The following is a 15,725-nucleotide window of genomic DNA, read 5'->3' on the forward strand; positions in this document are numbered from 1 at the left end:
AACCGAGAGCAGAAGGCGACTTCTGCTCTTTTTTCGTCCTGGAACGTTGGGTATTCCCATGAATCGATTGATTGCGAGCATCGCTCTTTCTTTATTTATTACCTCGGCTACGGCGCATGCGGGAATTGTCATGGGCGGTACTCGTGTAATATATGAAGAAGGTAAGCGAGAAGCCTCTATTTCGGTAACCAATGCCGACGGTAATACGCCTTATTTAGTGCAGTCGTGGGTTGAAAATTATTCTGCGAGTGATAAGTCTCAGCCACCGTTTATTGTTACGCCACCGCTGTTTCGCCTCGACCTGGAACAGAAAAACGTTCTGCGTATAAATTTTACCGGTAGTCGTCTGCCTGCCGATCGTGAATCTGTTTTCTGGCTGAATGTGAAAAGTATCGCACCATCAAATAAGAACGAGGCAAACAAATTACAGGTCAATATTAAGTCAAAATTTAAGCTTTTTTATCGTCCTGGAAACCTTTCTGGAGAGGCTCGCGATGCGTGGCAGAAGCTGACCTTTGAGACCCGCGGTGCAAGCCTGGTGGCGCATAACCCTACGCCGTACTTTGTCTCCTTTTTCTCGTTATCCGTTGGTGGTCAGGAGCTGGAAGCTCCGGGGATGATAGCCCCATTTAGCGACCAGTCCTGGCCTGTTAGCCGCTCTGGTGTGGTGAAATGGCGAGCCATCAACGACTTCGGCGGTATTACTGACTTCGCACAACGTTAACCTTTAATTCCGCTATTTCCGTGAAAAAGATAACTTCAGATCTGCTGCGCGATGATGCACTCGCCGCGACGAACACGCTGCTAGCCTGCGTACCCACGGCGCTTTTCTTGCTGTGCTATTACCCTTGCGCGCGTGCGGAAGACTATTTCGATCCGGCGGCGCTGGAGCTAAGCGATCCCCAGCAAAAGACCGCCGATCTGCACTATTTCGCGAAACCGGGTGGGCAGCAGCCAGGAAGCTACTCTGTTTCGGTGTGGGTTAATGATCAACAGGTTGCGCAGGAAACCATTGAGTTTGTTGATGACAGCGGCGAGCTGCTACCGCGTCTGACGGTGGCGAAGCTGGCGGAGTTCGGCGTGAACGTTAGCGCGTTGGCCGGGTTTAAACCATTGCACGATGGCGACACGTTGACGCACATTGAGCGGTTTATCCCCGATGCCCGCAGTCAGTTCGATTTTACCGCTCAACGATTAAACCTGAGCATCCCGCAAGCGGCGATGGAACAGCAAAGCCGGGGCTACGTTGATCCTTCGCGCTGGGACGATGGCATTCCAGCGGCATTCGTCGATTACAATCTGACCGGCTCGCAGGCGCGACAGGGTGAAAGCGACGTTCGTTCCAGCTACCTGAATTTGCGCAGCGGCGTGAATCTCGGTAGCTGGCGGCTGCGTAATATTGCGGCCATGCAGTATGACAAAACGCGCCGCTGGCGCTCGCAAAGCACCTATTTGCAGCGCGATATCCGGGCGCTGGAAAGCCAGCTTCGCATCGGTGATACCTATACCAACGGCGATGTGTTTGATAGCGTGCAGTTTCGCGGCGTGCAGCTAATGTCGCAAGAAGAGATGCTGCCGGATAGCCAGCGAGGATTTGCGCCGGTGATTCGCGGGATGGCACACAGCAACGCCAAAGTCACCGTTTCCCAGCATGGTTATGTGATTTATGAAACCTTCGTCGCGCCGGGTGCGTTTGTCATTAACGATCTCTATCCCACCGCGCAAAGCGGCGATCTTGAAGTGACCATTAAAGAGAGCGACGGTTCCGAGCGCAAGTTCACCCAGCCGTTCTCCGCGGTGCCGTTTATGCTGCGCCAGGGGCGGATGAAATACAGCGTGAGCGCGGGGCGTTATTACTCAACTCAGCCGCAAATTCGCCAGCCGCAGTTTGTGCAATCGACGCTGTTTTACGGTCTGCCTGCCGATATCACTTTCTACGGGGGTATGCAGCTGGCAGAGGACTACCAATCATGGTCGGCGGGTCTGGGTCACGGTTTCGGCGAACTGGGATCGCTGGGGGCAGATTACACCAGCGCTACCACCCGTACGCCCTCCGGTCAGCGCTATCGTGGTCATTCGGCGAGGTTACAGTATCAGAAGAGTTTTGCCTCCAGCGGCACCACGCTCAGCCTCGCGAGCTATCGCTACTCCTCCAGCCGCTATTATGATTTTGGCGAGGCAAACGGCCTGGAAGGGCGCTATGGCGTCTCCGATAACAAACGCAGCCGCGAAGAACTATCGCTGTCACAAACGCTCGGCGCGGTAGGGAGCCTTTCAGCATCCGCCTGGACCCAGACCTATTGGCACTCACAGGGGCATGATGAAACGGTACACGTCGGTTTTTATAGCACCTGGAAGGGCATCTCCTGGGGGCTCGGCTACTACTACACGCAGTCGTCACAGCGCTATAAAAGCGACCGCTCACTCTCTTTCAACATCAATATCCCCCTCGGCAGTCGGCTTGCAGACAGCGCTGTGAGCTATAGCACCACCTCTGATAACAACGGCTACACCTCACAGCAGGTATCGCTGTATGGCTCGGCGCTGGAGAAAAACAATCTCTACTACACCGTCCAGCAGGGATACGGCAACAAAGGGCAGGGGAGCAACAGCGGGATGTCGCTGGATTATCGTGGCGGCTATGGCGAAACGCAGCTTGGTTATCAGCACGATAAGAGCGGTAGCCAGCTGACCTGGGGGGCGTCGGGGTCGATTGTGGCGCACCCGCACGGCATCACCTTCGGCCAATATACCGGCGACAGTTTTGCCATCGTCCGCGCGCCGGGGGCCGATAACGTGGCTATCCAGAACGGTACCGACCTGCACACCGATTGGCGTGGCTACGCCATTGTGCCAACGCTGACCGCCTACCGAAAAAATGATATCAGCCTGGATACCGAATCAATGTCTGACGATACCGAAGTGGAATTACAAGGACAAACGGTTATCCCAAGCGGCGGAGCCATTGTTGAAGCCCGCTATCAAACCCATATCGGCAGCCGCGTGCTCTTTACCCTTCGCGGACAACATGGCCCGCTGCCGTTTGGGGCCAGCGCCAGGTTGCTGGGTGACGACAGCGCGGCATCGGGCATTGTTGCCGAGCAGGGGCAGGTCTATCTCAGCGGAATGCCAGATGACGGCATTGTTGAAGTTCGCTGGGACGATAACCGCACCGAGCACACGTGCCACGCGAGTTTCCATCTTCTGAACAACCCACAGCCTGTGCCGGTGAAAACGGTGAGTGCGCTGTGTCTCTGAAAGGGTTAAATATGTGCAGGAATCACGCAGTTATCCGCTTCATTATGCTGTTGGCGATGGCCTGCGGTTGCCAGAGTGCGTGGGCGGAAAGCTGCAGTAACACCATCGGTGAGATGACCATTAATACTCAGAACATACAGTATTTGCCGACGCTGCCGGTGAACTCCCAAATGTCACATTCGATGGCCGATAACGGCAGCGGCATCCGTTTTACCTGTGACCTGCAGGTGCCAGCGGCAAACTGGAAGCGAGTGGTTTATCAGCAGGTAGATACGTCGGGGGCGGCGGTGGCTGTGAACGGCGTGCATATCTTTTCCACCAAACTCACTGGATTAGGTTATTCGCTAGGCTTCCAGTGTAATGGCGGAGCGGTGCACTACATTGACGGCAGTTCAACGCCTGCGGGAAACGCCTCGGCAACCATCTGCGACAGCGATGATCTGCCGTCGCTGCTGACGCAAAAAGAGGTGGTCATCAAAGCCTACGTCACCTTCTACAAGACCGGGGATATCGCGCTTTCAGGCGGTAACCATACCAACGTCGATGCTCAACCTCAGGTCGGCAAACTGTTTATGGATCTACGTGATGCATCAAATACTGGCACGTCCACGACCTCGCCAACGTTTCTCGGCCTGTCGGCGCTGAACGTTGATATCGGTGCCAGCGGTAGCTGCCAGGTGACGACGCCGACGATAAACGTAGGGCTAGGCTCGGTGAGTAAAACGGAGTTTAAAGGCGTTAACACGACCGGCGGCACGGCGCAGAGCTTTGCGATACCGGTGTATTGCTCCCAGCCGACCGATGTACGCATTGGCTTTTTTGGCCAGGAGGCTGACCCGGCGTTCCCGGATACCCTGGCGATTACCCCGATGAGCGGCGCGGCAGGCGGCGTCGGCGTGAAGCTAAGCTATGGTAACAACAGCGCCCCTGCGCCAGCGGCCGGTACTGCGGTAAAAATTAACGAAGCCGCTAATCTTCCGTTGCTGAAAACGGTGACGGCAAGTGAGGCTGCCAGCGCCGAGCGAATTAACTTTACCGCCCAGTATGTGCAGACCGGCAGCGTGGTGAGCGCCGGGACGGCCAACAGCCTGGCGACGTTTACGCTTATTTATAACTAACCGGGGGAGAGGGTTAGGGTAAGGGGGAAATTGCGGAGGAATAAAAACTATCCCCTCCGCTTGTTTAAAACATAAGCTGAGAAACCTCAATACCGTCACTTTTCAGCAGGTTTCTGCGCGTGCAGGATCCGCTGCGTCTCATCACTACTCAGCGTGTAATCAAAGAAACGCTGGTAAAAATCCTGCGTCACTTTTGCGATATCCACCTCTGGGAAACGGTCCGGGTGCAGCATCAGCGCCGCCCACTGGATCTGTAGCGCGCTTTCGGTACCGTAGCGATCCCATGGGAACACGCCCGCAGGGTTCTGCAAGACCTTGCCGTTTTTCACCGCTTTGAGCCCCGAGAACAGCGCGGCATACTGCGAGTCCTCAATTGAGCCGCAGTTTGCCCCGAGAATAATCACGTCTGGCTGCCAGGCCAGTACCCGCTCCGGCGACACTTCTTTCATATTGCCCTGAATCTCCGCCGCGGCGTTTTTGCCGCCCGCGAGGTTAATCCAGGTATCAATCAACGTGTGGCTGCCATCCACTTTTAGCGGCTTAAGCGATTGAATATGCAGCACGCTTGGCCGCTGCTCCGCCGTCAGCCCCTGCATTTTGCTTTGCACATTTTCAAGCGCTGTCTGTAGATACTGGTTATAGGCCTTCGCCCGTGTCCGCGCATCGTCGGTACCCAGAACGTCGGCGGTAGTGGTGACGGATTTCATCAGCGACGGATAATCGGTAAAGGCCATTTGTAGTGTAGGCAATCCAGCCTGACGATAGCTTTCCGCTTTATCGTTGCCCGCGGAGGTGAAGACCACATCTACCTTTTTGGCCAGCAGGCTCTCGGGGTTAAAGGCGGTACCGCGAACCTGCAAGGCCTGATTCAACGTCGGCGTGATTTTAAACATCCACGGCTGACTTTCCGGATGGTTAACGGTGGCGACGATTTTACGGCCTGCCCCCAGCGTCATCAGCACCGAGTGGTGCGCAAACCAGCCGTCGGCGATGGCGTTCACCTGGTCGGGAACGGTAACGGTATGACCGGCATCATCCACGACCTGGCGGGAAGCCAGGGCGGGGAAAGCCAGCCAGGCGCAGAGCAACCACGCATGGCGACGTTTCATCGACTTACTCCTTAAAAATCAATCTGCATAGAGAGTTGTGCCTCTCGCGGCGCCCCAAGCTGCGCGCTGGCATTGCCTGCGCCGGTATAACCGGTTAACGCACCAGGAACCACGTTGGTCCAGTAGCGACGGTTAGTCAGGTTGGTGACGTCCAGACGAAAGGTCACGGGGGTGTTATAGACGCGAGTCGCGTAGCTCGCACCGGCATCCACCGTGGTGTAGCTGCCTACCCAACTGTCATTGGCGTTATCGGTCGCACGACGGCCAACGTAACGTACGTTGGTATCCACATCGACGCCCGGTAGCTGCTCAATGCTGTAAACCGCCAGCATGCTGGCGGTAAAGCGCGGTACGCCGACCACCTGCTTGCCGTCTGCGCTAGCGCTGGCGGTATCGTGGAGACGTGGGTCAAGCCAGGTGGCGCCGCCGAACAGACGTAAATTGTGGGTGACGTGACCATCAGCCATCAGCTCCAGGCCGCGGTTTTTCTGCATGCCATCCTGGGCGAAATCACCGTTGTCGTTGGTATAGGCAAAGGGACGTTTGGCCTGGAACAGCGCGGCGGAGAGCATCAAATCCCGCATTGGGGCATATTTCGCACCCACTTCAACCTGATGGCTACGGTACGGGTCGAGGATCTGTCCGGCATTGTTTGCGCCGGTTGGCGCGGTATCGCCCTGCTGCATGCTATCGGCCCAGGTGGTGTAAAGCGTGATGTTGTCGATAGGCTTATACATCAGGCTTGCAGAACCACTCGCGCCGCTGTCTTTTTTGTCGCTGGTCTGCTTGTAGGTCTTGTTGTAGTTGCTGACCGTAAACAGGTTTTCGCTGCCGGAAAGCAGCAGGCTCCACTGCGGGCTGAAGTGCAGGGTGTCGCTCAACAGGAAGGCATGCTGCGTGGTGGTCGCGGATTGATAGCGTTTGTTGAAATCTGGGTACGGTGGACGTGGGTAGACTGGGTGCTGATCCAACGAGGATTTACCCAGCGTAAAGGTGCCGCCGTCGACAGGGTTATAGTTTTTCCACACGAAGCCGCGCACCCCGGTGCTGATGTCGTGGGTCAGCCAACCGGTGTCCACGCTGCCGGTCAGGTTCGCCATATAGCTGTTGATGGTAAAGCGGCTGGCGGCGGAGTCGGAGGTGGTGGTGGTGTAGCTGCCGTGGTTATCGGTCAGGGTATTGGTGACGGTGGTGGATTCACGGTCCGCAATCTGGCGCAGCACGCCAACGTCCAGCAGCCAGTTACCGTCGAAGTCATGCTTCAGATGCAGGCTAGCGGTGCTGGTTTCATCATCGTTACCGGCATAGCTCTGGCCGTATTTGGCTTTGGTTGGGTCAAGTGGGGAAGGGAAGTGAACCCCTTTTGCCAGTGCGAATGAGCCCGGCATTCCTTTATCGTAATAGTGGTAATAGCTGAAGTTGCTCTCCAGTACCGTTTTATCGGTGAGCTGGAAGTCGAGGCCGAGGCCCGCATACTGTCGGCGTTTGTGGCTGCCGCTGGTATAGCCGTGACCCTCATCGTTCAGCAGGTTGAGGCGGTATTTTACACGGTCGCCGTCATCGATAGGGCCGCTGAAGTCCATGGAGGTCAGCGTGCCGTTACCGGTGCTGGTGCCTACGGTCACGCGGTGCAGCGGGGTGTCGGTCGGACGTTTAGAGACCAGGTTAAACATCCCCGCCGGGTTCGCCGGGCCGTACAGTGAACCTGCCAGGCCACTTAACACCTCAACGCTTTGGAACTGCTCTGCCGGGTATTCGGTGGTGGAGACGGCATTCAGGCCATCAATCATATGGTTTTGCACCACGCTGCCCTGCATACCGCGGGTTTGCGGGCGAACCCCGTCACCCTGCACGGAAGGCATGTAGCGGTAAACATCTTTGACGCTTTTGAGCTGCTGCTCGTTGATGAGTGGAGAAGACATCGTCTGAACTGACCAGGGAACATCCATCACCGTTCGTTTGCCCAGACTGCCTAAGGTCGCCTGTTTTTCCGAAGCGGGCGGCTCCTGCGCACTGCTGTTATCGGCAGCGGCGGCACCAGCGGAGACCACCATGGTGTCCTCAGCATAGCCAGATTGCGACATCGCCAGGCACGAGAATGCCAGGAGCCCCGAAGCGAACGGTATAGTTTTATTATCGAACATTTTAATATTCAGTGTGTTAGCGGAAAGACTGGTGGTAACCGGGTTACCATCTACGCATGAGGGGAACAGCTATTATTATTTGTATGATGAATATCATGGGGAATGTCGCTATATATGTCAATACATAACGAGTGGTAGGTGCAAGTGAAGAAGGTTTGTGCGTTATAGGGTAGGCAGGCGTAAAAAAAGCCGCATTAGCGGCTTTTTGAGGTTCAGGCGAGCAGGGTTATTCGCTGACTTTTTTCTCGAGTTCAGCGGCACCGTCTTTGGTTTTATCCCAGCCTTTCTGAGCGCCTTCTTTGGTGGCGTCCCACCCTTTCTGGGAAGCATCTTTGGTTTTATTCCAGCCTTTCTGGGCGCCTTCTTTGGTGGCATCCCACCCTTTTTCGGTCCCTTCTTTGGTTTTATGCCATGTTTTCTGAGCGCCTTCGCTCACCTGGCTACCTACGCTGTCGCTCTTACCTTCGGTGGCGTGCTTAGACTTCAGCTTAAGCTCTTCGCCCTGGTTCTGTGCCTGATGCAGTTTCTCTTTTGCGGTGTTCGCGTTTGCCTGTGCCTGGGCAACCGTGTCGTCGGTGGCGTGTGTGGTCGCTGCGAAAACAGGGGAAGCCAGCAGAAGCGCTGAAAGTGCAATTGTTGTTTTTTTCATAACAAATCCTCATCAGTTTGTGAGCGATAGGAATGATGGCACAGACTTTTGAATGAGGCTTTAGGAATAAACTGTAATTGAATCATTGTGTTCCAACAGGCGGTTTTGGTCAGCGTCCAAAACCGCCTGTGAATCATCATCTTTCCAGCACGATAAGCGGCGCGTCGTCGTGCGTTCGGGTGACGGCCACTTCGGCTTGATAAAGGTTGCGCAAGGCGGATTCCGTCAGCACTTCTTGCGGTGTGCCGTTATCAATGACCTGACCTTTTTCTAACAGCACGATGCGGTCGGCGTAGCGTGCGGCAAGGTTGAGGTCGTGCAGCACACAGCAGACGTTAAACTGCCGCTTCTGTACCAGCTCGCGCAGCAGACGGAACAGATGCTGCTGGTGGTGAATATCCAGCGCAGAGGTCGGTTCATCGAGGAACAGCCACTTTGGCGTAGGCTCCGGTTCCCACAGCTGTACCAGTAAACGCGCCAACTGGACCCGCTGCTGCTCGCCGCCGGAGAGGTGACGATAGTCGCGGGAAGCCAGTTCACGGCAGTCGCACAGCGCCATAATATGTTCCGTCTCATCGCGCGGGTTACTGCTGCGATGCGGGTGGCGACCCATGCGGATAACTTCCATCACGCTGAAGGGGAACGCCATATCGTGGTTCTGGCGCATCACGGCCCGGCTTTTGGCCAGCGCCTCGGTTGGCCACGCATCCAGCGGTTTGCCAAACATCGAGCAGGTTCCGCTGTCCGGCTTCAGGTAGCCGGTTAGCTGGCGCAGTAGCGTTGATTTCCCAGCGCCGTTTGGCCCAAGAATAGCGACGATTTCTCCACCGGGCAGCGTGAGTGAAACGTTGTGAGTCAGGCGACGGCCGTTGATGCTGTAGGTGAGATTCTGAGCTTCAATCATAGCGCTCTCCGTGTCCGCAGGATCAGCCAAAGAAAATAGGGGCCGCCGATAAGGCTGGTGAGCAGGCCAACCGGCATTTCAGCGGGCTGCACCAACGTGCGTGCCAGCGTGTCGGCAACCAGTAAAAGGCAGGCGCCAGCAAGCGTTGAGCAGGGCAGCAGCCAACGGTGATCGGCACCAATGGTCATGCGAATAAGATGCGGAATAACCAGACCGATAAAGCCAATGACGCCGCTGACCGACACCGCCGCGCCAACCAGAAGTGAACTGAGCAACAGCAGCAGTTGCCGCTTTCGCTTCACGTTCACGCCGAGGTAGTGCGCCTCTTCATCGCCGAGCTGCAGCAGGTTCAGCGTGGTGGCAAGCCAGGCGGTGGCGACCATGGCGGGCAGCGCAAACGACGCGGCAACCAGCAACGTCGGCCACTGTGCCTGGCCCAGACTGCCCATCATCCACAGCGTGAGCTGACGCAGCTGCTGTTCGTCGCCGACATAGCTCAGAATGCCGATCGCCGCGCCACAAAGCGCGTTGATGGCGATCCCCGCCAGCAGAAGCTGGATCATGCCGCCGTGGTGGTGGCGCAGGCTAATCAGGAAGATAACGGCGCACACCACCAGGCTACCGACGACGGCGAAAATCATCTGTTCGTACAGCAGAAACGCGGCGGGGAGTGAAACCGGGAAAATAATGGCGACGCCAACCATCAGCGCCGAACCGCTGCTGACGCCTAACAGGCCGGGGTCGGCCATCGGGTTACGAAATAGCCCCTGCATGATAACCCCGGCGGTAGCCAGCGCGCCGCCAACCAGCACGGCCAGCAGCACGCGGGGCAGGCGAATGTTAAGCCAGATGTCACGGTAGTGCGCATCCTGCAACGAGGCGAAGGTGATTTTTAGCGCTCCCTGGCTGGCGCCAACCAGCACGAGGGTCGCCAGTATCAGCAGCAGGCCGATAAAAACGCTGAAAGAAGAGAGTGAATCCTTGAACACGCAAAGCTCCGTTACATCGATGCGGCGCGATGGACCGCGCCGCAGAGTGATTATGCCGGTTTGAGGTCCGGCTCAACCAGGCTGTAAACCTGCTGGTTGAGCGTCGGGGCGCTGGCTAACGCCTGAATATGCGCGGCGACATCCGCACGCTGCACAAAACCATGCACTTCCTGTTGCTGCACGCGCAGCGCCTTACCGCTCGCTTCACCGCTGAGCAGGCCCGCAGGGCGCAGAATGGCGTAGTCCAGCGTGCTGGTTTGCAGCCAGCTTTCCGCCAGGCTTTTCTCGCGAACGGCCTGACCAAACGCCGCTTTGGCGCGCGGGGAGAGGAATGGCCAGCTATCGCCGCAGCCGAGCGATGTCACCAGAATCATGCGGCGAAGACCGGCTTTTTCCGCTTCATCAATCACTGTGCGGTGGGCGAGATAATCCTGTGCGCCGCCCATCGTGGAGATAACTGTCGCCGTTTCACCAGCGGCCTGGCAGGCCTTGGCGACAATATCAGCGTTACAGGCATCGCCGATAAAAACCTGCGCGCCTAGCGCTTCCAGCCGTGCGGCGGCCTCTGGGTTACGCACCAGCGCCACCACCGGGCGTTTTTCTGCCAGCGCCAGCGCGGCGGTGAGTGCGCCAATGCCTTTACCTCCCGCGCCAAAAATTAACCATGGGCTCATCAGGATTCTCCCTTCAGTACGGCCGCGAGCGTACGGAAGGCGTCAACCTGCTCGCTCAATAGTTGGCGGTGGTCGTCGCGACCAAGGAAGATTTTGAACATCGCGCTGCCCTCGGCGTTGAAGAACAGGATCGATGCGGTATCCATCGCCATAAATTTGCGTTCAACCAGGGCAATGTGGGTGCAGTTTTCCGCTTTGATGTGGCCGGTCATACCTTTCTTACCGCGCAGGTTAAAGTAGCCGTGGCGATGGAAGCCGGACGGCAGTTCACCGGTAAATTCCAGAATCACATCAGCGGTATGCACCAGCGTTGTGACCTTGCCCCATTCGGCGACGGTGTCCCAGACGGTGTCGAACTTGTCGCCCGCGACCAGCGTGTGGGATGGCAGGTTTTTCAGTACTTCCAGCAGCGTGGTGTTGTACTGGCCTGCGATAGCTTCCAGCGTGCCGTCAGGCTCGGTTTTTAAAAAATCGTGCAGGGATACGTTGCTCATCATTAACTCCTGTTATTGGGTTTCAGCCGCAATGCGCGGTGTGTTAAGTGCCTGAATAAGTTCATCAAGAGACTGCAAAATGTTGCTCGCCCAGAAGCGTCCTTCGTTGGTCAGGCGCAGGCAGGTTGAGTCGTCCAGCGTCAGCCCGGCGCGGTGCCATTGGGCGAGCAGCGGGGCGAGTTTCGCCGCATGCGGGGTCAGCGCGTCCAGCGGCACGCGGGCGGTTTCAACGCCAGATTGCAGCAGGTGCCGCCACTGGAAGCCGCGCTCGGCGGTACGCATCATCATCATCAGCGGCTTTTTCCCCGCGGCGATGGATTCGTGCCAGGCGTTGAGGTTGCGCTCGACCATCCACGAATAACCGTTGACGGAGCCGCCCGCGCCGGAGCCCAGCGCCAGGCAGTCTGCGCCCTGTTTAATCAGTAAATTGTAGAGGTTACGCTCGCGGGTGGTGCGCGCCCAGTGGCTATTGCTGATGCAGCGCCAGCCGGCCTGGTCCATAAAGTCGCAGCCCTGAAGGTAGAGGTCACGGCGCTCGGCAGGCTGCGGCACGCTGGTCCGGCCGTTCTCAACCGCCTTGCCAAGCGGCGTATTGGGCAGCAGATTAAGGGCGTAAAGGTCTACGCCATCAAGGCCGATATCACGGGCAATCGCCAGATCTTCCCCCCACAGCGCGGCGTTCTGGCCGGGCAGGCCAAACAGCAGATCACACACCACCGCGGCGCGGTCGCGCTTGACCAGCCCTTCCATAAAGGCGATGGCGGTAGGGCCGTCGGAGGTGCGGGCCATCTTCTTACGGATTTTGCTGTTAAACGACTGAATGCCAATGGAGAAACGGTTAGCACCGGCATCCAGACAGGCGTCGATACGCGCGTCGTCAAAGTTCAGCACCCGGCCTTCAATGGTGATTTCACAGTCCGGCGCCAGCGGTAGACGCTCGCGCAGCGCGGTGATGATGCGCGCCAGGTCGCGGGCCGAGAGCGCCGATGGTGTGCCGCCGCCGAAGTAGACGGCGTGAATTGGGGCGGACTGGTGCAGCACGCTGTCGGCCTCCATCTCTATTTCACGCAGCAGCGCATCGGTGTAGCGCGCGCAGTGGTCTTCTTCATAGCGGTTCTGGTAGAAACCGCAGAAGGTGCAGTGGGTAGCGCAGAACGGAATGTGCAGATACAGCAGGCGCTTGCGCGGCGGCGCGGCGTGAGCCAGCACCTCTTGCCAGGTGTGTTCAAGCTGTTCTTTGGAGATAGGTACTGCGCCACGCCAGGGCATCGTCGCCCGGCGGTCTTTAAAGGGCTGGCCGCCCTCCAGCGCAAAATGTGGGGTTAAATCCAGGTCGGTAGGGGTATTCAACATCATCGGTCTTTCTACGTCCTTTAGTGTGGCCAGAACTGGCGGTGCAGCGTTTCAACCGCGTCAGCAACGCGCGGGCCCATGCCGAGGATCAGTGATTGATCGAGTACCACGATGCGCTGGTTTTTCCACGCGTTGGTGCGGGTGATCCCAGCGATGGTGCTCAGGCGGTTGAGGTCGCCATCGACCATTTGTGAGGTGACGATAATCACCTCCGGGTTAGCGGCAATCAGCGCTTCTGCGCTGTAGCTGCGATACTGCGGATGCTGCGCGACGTTGCGGGCACCGGCGAGGGTCATAATGGCATCGGCAACGCTGCCTTTCCCCGCGACCTGCGGAGCGCTGCCCCCGGCGCTGAGAATAAACAGCGCGCTCACCGGGGCCGGTTTGCTGGCGCTGCTCTGCGCCACTTTTTCCAGCCGCTGGCTCAGCGTATTGATAAGCACAGTGCCGCGTTCTTCGTCGCCAAGCTCGCGGGCAAGCGTGCGGATATTGGTGTACATCTGCTCGACGGTGGCCGGAACGCGTGGCAGGGTCAGCACCGCGACGTGCTGCGAACGTAGCTGGTCAAACACCAACTGCGGGCCCGCATCCTGCCAGGTGATAAAGCGGGTAGGACGCAGCGATAAAATGCCTTCGCTGCTGAGCTGCTTCCAGTAGCCGATGTGCGGCAGCGCCGCGGTTTCCGGTGGGTATGAGGTGGTTTCATCCACCCCGACTACGCGCTCGCCCGCGCCGAGCGCGTAAATCAGCTCGCTAAGTGAACCTCCGGCAACCACGATACGGTCAGCCGCCTGGACACTGAACACGGCGGCCAGCGCCAGTAATCCGATAGCCAGTTTTTTCATCGTCAGAATTTCCATGCAAAGCCGACCGCCGCGTTTAAGCCCGCCGCAGGAATAGACTCATGCGCCGTGCGGTAGCGTTTATCGGTCAGGTTATTGAGCGCCAGATTGACCTGATACTGGTCGTTAGCGCCGAATTCGGTGTTAACCGCCAGGTTCAGCGTGGCCCAGCCAGGCGTGCGCGTCTCTTCCGTACCGGTATCGTCTTTGGCGCTGGAGGCTGCGCGGATAAAGAGGTCGGAAGTGACGTTTGCCGCATTGAGCATCAACGTGTGTTTCACCCCGACACGGCCGTTAATCGTCGGCTCGCCGGTATTGGTGGTTTTCCCCGTCGGGCTTTCAAATTCACGGCGAATCAGGTTGCCGCTGACGTAAGGCGATACGATCCAACCGTTATATTCAGCGCTCAGCTCCATGCCCCAGGTTTTGGCGCGGTCAATGTTGTCGTAGTAATAGTTGCCACTACGCGCTGAGTTGGTCGTGCCGTTACAGATAGCCTGACCAGAACAGGCGACGCTGGCGATATAGTCCTTTGCCTGCGAATAGTAGACTGCGCCATCCACCAGCCAGAGGTTACCGTTGTAGCGGGCACCCAGCTCGTAGTTGTTGGAGTGCTCGGCTTTCAGGTTGGCATTGCCGTAGGTTGTCCCGCCCCCTGCAGAGGTTTGCGAAAACAGCTGCGTCAGCGTTGGGAAGACGTAGCCTTGAGCGAACGCTGCGCGCAGTTCAATGTTATCGAATCCTGAGTAGCGCAGGCTGGTGGCGCTAACCAGCGCATTGTCGCTTGTAGACTGTGCTCCGATAGACGTGTCTTTCGTGATGCCGTTTGTTGTGGAATTCGAATCGCCACGGGTGAGTTTTGACGACAGCCAGTACTGGCGAGCGCCGAGCGTCCAGGTCCAGTTATCGGCAAAATGCCAGTCGTTCTGGGCGAACAGCGAGGTATTGCTCTGCTCAGACTCGTTATAAGCGCGGGTTTGGGTTTCACGCGATATCGGCTTCAGGTAAGTTGAGCCGTTGGTGGTCTGAGAGACACGGTCACGCTGGTACTGTGTGCCGACGACCAGGTTGTTATTGGCCGGCAGCGAGAAGTTGCTTTGTAACGTCACACCCTGGGTGTATTGCTTGTCGTTGGTTTGCGTTTGGTTATGAACAGCCGACGTCAGTACTTCGTTTTCAAACTTACGGGCGATGGTCTGCTCGTAGGCGTCGAGGTGGATCTTCTTCAGATAATCACCGTCGACATCGACGTCGTAGAACAAACCGACCTTTTCACGTTCCAGTTTCGGCAGCTTGACGCTAAAGGCATCGTAATCGCCGTTCGGGTCTTCGTAGTAGGTTTGGGTTGAGAGCTTGTAGCGGTCCAGCGACAGCCCGAAATGCTGATTATCCAGATTGTAGCCAAGCCAGACGCCCTGACTGTTGTTGCGGAAATTGGTGTTTGGTAGACGGCCGTCCGGCGTATCGCGATCGCCCTGATCGGAATAGCTGCCGTTGATACGGTAATCAAACTGTCCAATGCTACCCCACGCTGCCGCCGACTCTTCCCAGCCAGCCGTGGCGGAGTTGTAGACCGCTTTCACCGTCCCTGCGAGCGGCTTATCGCCGCCTTTTTTGGTGATGAAGTTCACCACGCCACCGATGGCCTGTGAGCCGTACAGCACCGAGTAAGGGCCTTTGACCACTTCAATGCGCTCCAGCGCCGACTCGTCAATCAGCAACCCGGCACCGTAGTTTTGCCCGGCACGCTGGTAGGTGACTTCCTGACCGTCGATCAAAATCAGTACGCGGGAGGAGGCCTCGCCGCGGATACGAATCTGCTTACGCCCGGCCAGCGCGTTATCGGTGATCTCTACGCCGGGAATATCCTGCAAATCGTCGGCAATGGAGGTGCTGGTAGAGTTTTGCAGCGTCTGGTGGTCGATAACCTGAATAGTTGCCGGGCTTTCCCACAGCGAGCTTTCCGAACGGTTCGCGGTGACGACGAGCGTCTCTTCTTTACTGGTTTTGTTCGGCGTGGTGGATGACGTAGAGGCTGACGCCGCGCTGGCGACAAACAGCGACAGCGCGGAGAGCACGAAGGACCCTCGGGTAATGGAGTGCAACATCGGAAACCCTATAAATAGATATGATAATAATAATTACTATCAATTACATTTGCACATGATAAAAAGCACGTCCAGCATCGAAG

The 15,725-nt window shown here is 57.3% G+C and carries 13 protein-coding genes; 3 read left to right on the forward strand and 10 right to left on the reverse strand.

Annotated elements, in window-relative coordinates; genetic code table 11:
- The first annotated feature begins 58 nt into the window (after nucleotides 1-58).
- The 3 genes from MY052_RS05670 to MY052_RS05680 are packed head-to-tail and all read left to right on the forward strand — an operon-like array spanning nucleotide 59 to nucleotide 4,376.
- A complete protein-coding gene (locus MY052_RS05670) occupies nucleotides 59-724 on the forward strand; it encodes a fimbrial biogenesis chaperone (RefSeq protein WP_248538901.1) in 666 nt (221 codons plus the stop codon).
- 20 nt (nucleotides 725-744) lie between these two features.
- On the forward strand, nucleotides 745-3,258 hold the full coding sequence (locus tag MY052_RS05675) for a fimbria/pilus outer membrane usher protein (RefSeq protein WP_420828631.1): 2,514 nt from the start codon (nucleotides 745-747) through the stop codon (nucleotides 3,256-3,258).
- 11 nt (nucleotides 3,259-3,269) lie between these two features.
- Nucleotides 3,270-4,376, forward strand: coding sequence for a fimbrial protein (locus MY052_RS05680; protein ID WP_248538346.1), 1,107 nt, complete (start codon nucleotides 3,270-3,272; stop codon nucleotides 4,374-4,376).
- 95 nt (nucleotides 4,377-4,471) lie between these two features.
- Here MY052_RS05680 and MY052_RS05685 read toward each other — a convergent pair whose 3' ends face one another.
- The 10 genes from MY052_RS05685 to MY052_RS05730 form a co-directional block, all read right to left on the reverse strand.
- Nucleotides 4,472-5,485: an ABC transporter substrate-binding protein gene (locus MY052_RS05685; RefSeq protein ID WP_248538347.1), complete on the reverse strand. Its 1,014-nt coding sequence runs from the start codon at nucleotides 5,483-5,485 to the stop codon at nucleotides 4,472-4,474.
- Nucleotides 5,486-5,496: 11 nt separating this feature from the next.
- The gene (locus MY052_RS05690) at nucleotides 5,497-7,629 is read right to left on the reverse strand and encodes a TonB-dependent receptor (RefSeq protein ID WP_248538348.1); all 2,133 of its coding nucleotides are present in this window, start codon (nucleotides 7,627-7,629) and stop codon (nucleotides 5,497-5,499) included.
- Between the two features lie 226 nt (nucleotides 7,630-7,855).
- Nucleotides 7,856-8,278 carry a hypothetical protein gene (locus MY052_RS05695; RefSeq protein WP_035894633.1) on the reverse strand — a complete coding sequence of 141 codons (423 nt, stop codon included), beginning with the start codon at nucleotides 8,276-8,278 and terminating at the stop codon, nucleotides 7,856-7,858.
- 136 nt (nucleotides 8,279-8,414) lie between these two features.
- Nucleotides 8,415-9,182 carry a heme ABC transporter ATP-binding protein gene (locus tag MY052_RS05700; protein WP_248538349.1) on the reverse strand — a complete coding sequence of 256 codons (768 nt, stop codon included), beginning with the start codon at nucleotides 9,180-9,182 and terminating at the stop codon, nucleotides 8,415-8,417.
- Entirely contained in the window at nucleotides 9,179-10,171 is a 993-nt protein-coding gene (locus MY052_RS05705; RefSeq protein ID WP_221181521.1) for a FecCD family ABC transporter permease, read from the reverse strand. The genes MY052_RS05700 and MY052_RS05705 overlap by 4 nt, the downstream gene beginning before the upstream one ends.
- A gap of 50 nt (nucleotides 10,172-10,221) precedes the next feature.
- Nucleotides 10,222-10,845 carry an SDR family oxidoreductase gene (locus MY052_RS05710; protein WP_248538350.1) on the reverse strand — a complete coding sequence of 208 codons (624 nt, stop codon included), beginning with the start codon at nucleotides 10,843-10,845 and terminating at the stop codon, nucleotides 10,222-10,224.
- Entirely contained in the window at nucleotides 10,845-11,339 is a 495-nt protein-coding gene (gene hutX / locus MY052_RS05715; RefSeq protein WP_248538351.1) for a heme utilization cystosolic carrier protein HutX, read from the reverse strand. Before hutX ends, MY052_RS05710 begins: the two co-directional genes overlap by 1 nt.
- A gap of 12 nt (nucleotides 11,340-11,351) precedes the next feature.
- On the reverse strand, nucleotides 11,352-12,695 hold the full coding sequence (gene hutW, locus MY052_RS05720; RefSeq protein ID WP_248538352.1) for a heme anaerobic degradation radical SAM methyltransferase ChuW/HutW: 1,344 nt from the start codon (nucleotides 12,693-12,695) through the stop codon (nucleotides 11,352-11,354).
- A 17-nt stretch (nucleotides 12,696-12,712) separates the two neighbouring features.
- Nucleotides 12,713-13,537 carry a heme/hemin ABC transporter substrate-binding protein gene (locus tag MY052_RS05725; protein WP_248538353.1) on the reverse strand — a complete coding sequence of 275 codons (825 nt, stop codon included), beginning with the start codon at nucleotides 13,535-13,537 and terminating at the stop codon, nucleotides 12,713-12,715.
- 2 nt (nucleotides 13,538-13,539) lie between these two features.
- Nucleotides 13,540-15,642 (reverse strand): TonB-dependent receptor, encoded by a 2,103-nt coding sequence (locus MY052_RS05730; protein ID WP_248538354.1) that lies wholly within the window; start codon nucleotides 15,640-15,642, stop codon nucleotides 13,540-13,542.
- Between the last annotated feature and the right edge of the window lie 83 nt (nucleotides 15,643-15,725).

It is taken from the genome of Kluyvera ascorbata (assembly GCF_023195735.1).
Lineage (GTDB): Bacteria > Pseudomonadota > Gammaproteobacteria > Enterobacterales > Enterobacteriaceae > Kluyvera > Kluyvera ascorbata.

Coding starts and splice junctions, on each gene's coding strand:
- hutW (WP_248538352.1), bottom strand. CDS start 12,695: ATGATGTTGAATACCCCTACCGACCTGGATTTAACCCCACATTTTGCG.
- MY052_RS05680 (WP_248538346.1), top strand. CDS start 3,270: ATGTGCAGGAATCACGCAGTTATCCGCTTCATTATGCTGTTGGCGATG.
- MY052_RS05670 (WP_248538901.1), top strand. CDS start 59: ATGAATCGATTGATTGCGAGCATCGCTCTTTCTTTATTTATTACCTCG.
- MY052_RS05710 (WP_248538350.1), bottom strand. CDS start 10,845: ATGAGCCCATGGTTAATTTTTGGCGCGGGAGGTAAAGGCATTGGCGCA.
- MY052_RS05695 (WP_035894633.1), bottom strand. CDS start 8,278: ATGAAAAAAACAACAATTGCACTTTCAGCGCTTCTGCTGGCTTCCCCT.
- MY052_RS05730 (WP_248538354.1), bottom strand. CDS start 15,642: ATGTTGCACTCCATTACCCGAGGGTCCTTCGTGCTCTCCGCGCTGTCG.
- MY052_RS05690 (WP_248538348.1), bottom strand. CDS start 7,629: ATGTTCGATAATAAAACTATACCGTTCGCTTCGGGGCTCCTGGCATTC.
- MY052_RS05685 (WP_248538347.1), bottom strand. CDS start 5,485: ATGAAACGTCGCCATGCGTGGTTGCTCTGCGCCTGGCTGGCTTTCCCC.
- MY052_RS05700 (WP_248538349.1), bottom strand. CDS start 9,182: ATGATTGAAGCTCAGAATCTCACCTACAGCATCAACGGCCGTCGCCTG.
- MY052_RS05725 (WP_248538353.1), bottom strand. CDS start 13,537: ATGAAAAAACTGGCTATCGGATTACTGGCGCTGGCCGCCGTGTTCAGT.
- hutX (WP_248538351.1), bottom strand. CDS start 11,339: ATGAGCAACGTATCCCTGCACGATTTTTTAAAAACCGAGCCTGACGGC.